The following is a 4507-nucleotide window of genomic DNA, read 5'->3' on the forward strand; positions in this document are numbered from 1 at the left end:
CCCATGGCCGAAAGGGACGCAATCTGTCATTCCCGCGAAAGCGGGAATCCACGGCACCGGCTCGCTACGACCCGCCAAACGCCAAACTGGATTCCCGCTTTCGCGGGAATGACGGCCATAACACCGAACCACGTTACCCACAAGTTTGTCGCGCACCCCCTCACGACAACACTGCCAGCCTATGGCACGAAGGTGCGGCTAAGCGTAAGGAGAGCGGCATGGACATTCCAGCTGAAGTTGCGCGGGTACACGATGATTGGGGGCGGCGGGGCCGCTTTGTGACGCTGCCGGAGGGCTTTCGCATCTTCGCGGTGCAGGAGGGGCGGGGACCGGACCTGGTGCTGTTGCACGGGTTTCCCTCGAGCAGCCACGACTTCGCGGCTGCCTTGCCGTATCTCACCCGGCGCTTTCGCGTCACCACTTGGGATCATCTAGGCTTCGGCTTCTCCGACAAACCGGCCGGGGCAACCTCGTACTCGCTGCTCGATCAGGGGCGGCGTGCCGGCGAGATAGCGCGCGCGCTCGGTATCAAGAGCGCACGCGTGGCCGGACACGACATGGGGTTGACCATCGCCGTTGAGATGCTGTGCCGGCAGGAGGCGGCACTGCTCGGGTTCAGCATCGAGGAGCTGGCGTTGTGCAACGGCAGTCACCTGGTTGAGTTGGCACACCTAACGCCCTTTCAGCAGGTGATCATGACCGCGGAGGGGGCGGCGGCCTTTGCCCTGAGCTTCGATCCCGAGCAGTTCGCCCAGGGCTTTCGCTTCCTGTGGGCGGACCCGTTGCGCACGCCGGCCGTCGACCTGCGGGCCATCGCCTATTGGCTGCAAAGCCACGGCGGCCTCGACATCTTGGGGCGGATCGCGCGCTACAACCTCGAGCGCACGCAGTACGCCGAGCGCTGGCGGCCGATCTTGGCGCGTACGCCGGTACCGATCCGTGTCATCTGGGGCGATCAGGACCCGATCGCGGTGTTGGAGATCGGCCGGCGGTTGGCTGAGATGTCCGGCGGGCCACTGACGGTGCTCGAAGGCATCGGCCACTACCCACAGATGGAAGCGCCGGAAGAGTGGGCCGCAGCGCTCACGCACGACTGGGTCTGAACCGCGAATGAAGCGCCACTCCGGCAAGCGGTGGTGCGACCGCCTGCCGTGCTCAGGCCGCGCGTTGAACGGCGCGTTGCATTGCCAGGCCACCGCTGAGCAACAACCCCAGCAAGCAAAGTGTAAAGGCCACGGCCCAGCGGCGCTCGTGTTCCACGCGCTGCCCGACGTGAACCAGCCACAGGACGCGCGAGAGCTCCGGACCGGCTTCGTCGTAGTTGTCGAGGTCGAGCTGGACGGAGGCCGTGGCGGCTTCGCGCAGGTAGGCGTTGGCAGCTTGCGCGGGCGGCGGGTTTAGTTCCGGGCGCACGTTGGCGGCAAGTGCGCTGTATGGGGTCAGGTCCGGAACGCTGGTGAAATAGTCGCGCATGTCGGTGGCGTGGCGGTCGTACTGCGACAGTGGGCCGATGCCGAGCATTAGCTCCATAGTTTTGAGCATGCCGACGTTGGAGTGATGGACGTGCGAGACGTAGCCGCGGCGCACGTAGGGGCTGATGACCAAGCTGAGAGTGCGATGGGCGGAGACGTGATCCTGGCCGTCTTGCGCGTCATCCTCGCTCACGAAGATGGCCATGTCCTTCCAGAATGACGAGTGGCTCAAGGCGTCGACCACCAGGCCAAGCGCGCGGTCGTTGTCAGCCACGGCCGATTCTGGTGTTGGGCTGTTCGGGGCGGCGCCGAAGGTGTGGTCGTTCGGCAGCCAGATGAACAGAAAGGCGGGCAGCGCGCCCTGGGCCTCGTAGCGCGCGAGTTCTTCCTCGATGATGTGGGCTCGTTCGACGTCAGTGCGATCGGCGAGAATGTTCGAGGGATAATCCAGTCGCAGATTGGGCCACACGTCGCGGGTAAGAATATCGACGTCGATGCCGGCATCGCGCAACGCCACCAGGTCGCCGGCTAGGATGTCGCCGGTGTGAGCGACCAGGTTGGTGATGCCGCCGGAGGCCTGTACCAGCTTGCCGAAGATACTGGGCACGCCGCCGCCGTTGATGCCGGCGGCCAAGCGCGAGAGCAGGGCAAAGGCTTCGCCATAGACACGGAAGGGAACCTGCTCGCGATCCAGCAGCTCGAAGATGTAGCCGGCCTTGGTGAAGCCCTCCTGGCCGGTCTGCGCCACGGTCTCGGAGATACCACCGTTGTTGTAGTTGAACGGCCAAGTCTTCTCGCTCCAATCGGTGCAGTTGCCTTGATCGATCCACTCGTGCCCGGGGATGGAGACCTCGCCGTCGTTGTAGAAGTTGTCGCCAAAGGCATATTGGCGGGCGAGCGCGTGGTGGTTGGGGGTGACACGCTCGCCGAATAGCGTCAGCCGCGAGTCGCCGTTGCCCTCCGGCAGGTCGCCGAAGACCTGATCGTAGGTGCGGTTCTCCTTTAGAATGAACACCACGTGTTTGATCAACGACGAGGGGCCACTGCCGAAATCGACCGGAACCGGTTGCCGGCGTTGGATTTCACCCGGCCCCGGTGTGGTATCCGTCCAACTCAGGGACACCGCATCGAAGCCGTTGTGACTACGCACTGCCGCCGTGCCCGCTGTCAGGTCGTAAGTGTTGACGTTGTCGATCACGGAGACGCCACCATGGATGATACGTCCGATGTAGTACTCGGTCTGACTGAGGGTTTGGGTGCTGATGTTGACCAGATCGGCGCCGTTGGCGCCGACGCCGAGTCCCTTGCCGTTAGCGACATAAAGGCGGCTGCCGTCGCCGCTGAGCGCCAACGCGCTCGGGTACCAGCCGGTAGGAATGAAGCCGGCGGGCTGAAAGGTGCGGGCCGGCGGGTCGGCGGCGATCACTTGAACGGCGTTGATGCCGGCGTCGGCGATGTAGATGCGTTGCCCGTCAGCGCTCACGGCCAGAGCATTGGGATGCAGCCCCTGGAGCGCCAATGTGCCGCGGCCCGAATCGAACTGGTTCAGCTGAACCTCGGCAACTGTTGCTAGCGTGGCCGTGTCGATCACCACCAGCAAATCAACGTTCGTGGCAGTGACATAGAGCAGCGCACCGTCGGGGCTCAGGGCCATGGCGCTGGGATGACTGCCCCCGAAGACGCTGCGGTTGTCGATCTTCATGCTGCGGGCTACCGGGATGTATTTCTCGAACACCGGTAGCGTGGGGTCGCCCACGTTCACCGCCACAATCGATGACATAGAGATGGCGTTCGGATCGAAGGGCGGCAGGGGAGCAGGAATGACACCGGTGGGATTGCCGTTGTTGAGGCCCCACGAACTCACGAAGGCACGCTGGCCGTCGGCAGAGGCAACGACAGCATAAGGGAAGTTGCCTACGTACGGACCGGCGAAGACTTCCCTGGTCTCAAGGTCGACGGTCCAGAAACTGTTGCTCAGGAGCGCGATCACGTACAGGTAGCGGCCGTCGGGGCTGACAGTCAGGCCAGTGGGGTAGGTTCCCTCGGGCAAGGTGGCGAGGACCTCCGGAGCACTCAGCTGGCCGCCCACCAGCTCCATGCTCTGCACGATATTGTCCTTGCCATTCGAGACGAAGGCCCGTTGACCGTCACGGCTCAACGCCAGCCCCAGGTAGTGAGGCGCCGCCGTGCGCGTCACGGCCAACGAGGCGGTATCGACGACCTGCACATCGCGCCCGAAGTCCTCATTGCCGTAGCCGTCGTTGGTGACGATGAGATGCGCCTGATCGGGGGTCAGGGCGAGGTTCAAGGGAAAGGTGTTGACCGGCACTTGGGTTCCGGCCGGCTCGACCACGCGGCCATTGGGCAGGACGCCGTGACTGGCCGAGCTGGGCCCGGCAGGGGCAGTGTCCACGGGGCTGCGATAAAGATCCACCGACATCGGGCAACTGCTGAGTGCCAGGTTGACGGCGCGCACCAACTCATCGACGGTGACCTCGCCATCGCCGCCTTCATCGAGCGGCCGGCAAGAGCGCAAGGTGGCGCTGCCCAACGCCAGGTTGACCCCGATAACCAGCTCGTCGACGGTCACCTCGCCGTCACCGTTGCAATCGCCGAAGCACAGCGCCGCCACCGGGTGCGGCGACAGCTGCGCAACTGCTGAAAGCGTGGGTAGTAAGGCCAACGTGCAGAGCCAACGACGCGCGAACACCATCAGGGCAACCTCCGCGGATACGGTGCCCCGTGCCTAACCGAGGCGGGCGCGATCGTCAAACCGGCGGGCGGCCGGCGGCAGGGTAGGGTGTGCGACAAATCTGTGGGTAAGGTGCAGCCGACCGGGCAAATCCTCACCAGTCTGACAGTACTGTGTACTGTCAGGCCGAGGCCCATGGCCGAAAGGCGGAGGGACGCAATTTGTCATTCCCGCGAAAGCGGGGATCCACGGCACCGGCTCGCTACGACCCGCCAGCGCTACACGATCTCGTCATAGAGGTCTCGCCAGTCCGGGTTCTGAGCTTCGATCAGCTCTTCCAGGC

At 64.4% G+C, this 4507-nt stretch carries 2 protein-coding genes; one reads left to right on the plus strand and one right to left on the minus strand.

The features are described 5' to 3' along the window. Window positions 1–218: 218 nt before the first annotated feature. Window positions 219–1103 carry an alpha/beta hydrolase gene (locus HY699_22345; GenBank protein MBI4518548.1) on the plus strand — a complete coding sequence of 295 codons (885 nt, stop codon included), beginning with the start codon at window positions 219–221 and terminating at the stop codon, window positions 1101–1103. Between the two features lie 52 nt (window positions 1104–1155). Here HY699_22345 and HY699_22350 read toward each other — a convergent pair whose 3' ends face one another. Beyond that, window positions 1156–4185 (minus strand): hypothetical protein, encoded by a 3030-nt coding sequence (locus HY699_22350; protein MBI4518549.1) that lies wholly within the window; start codon window positions 4183–4185, stop codon window positions 1156–1158. Window positions 4186–4507 lie beyond the last annotated feature (322 nt).

The sequence above is a fragment of the Deltaproteobacteria bacterium genome (assembly GCA_016210005.1).
Taxonomy (GTDB): Bacteria; Desulfobacterota; Binatia; order HRBIN30; family JACQVA1; genus JACQVA1.

What these genes read in the sequence shown, in the direction of transcription:
- HY699_22345 (MBI4518548.1), top strand. Translation starts at nt 219, where the DNA reads ATGGACATTCCAGCTGAAGTTGCGCGGGTACACGATGATTGGGGGCGG.
- HY699_22350 (MBI4518549.1), bottom strand. Translation starts at nt 4,185, where the DNA reads ATGGTGTTCGCGCGTCGTTGGCTCTGCACGTTGGCCTTACTACCCACG.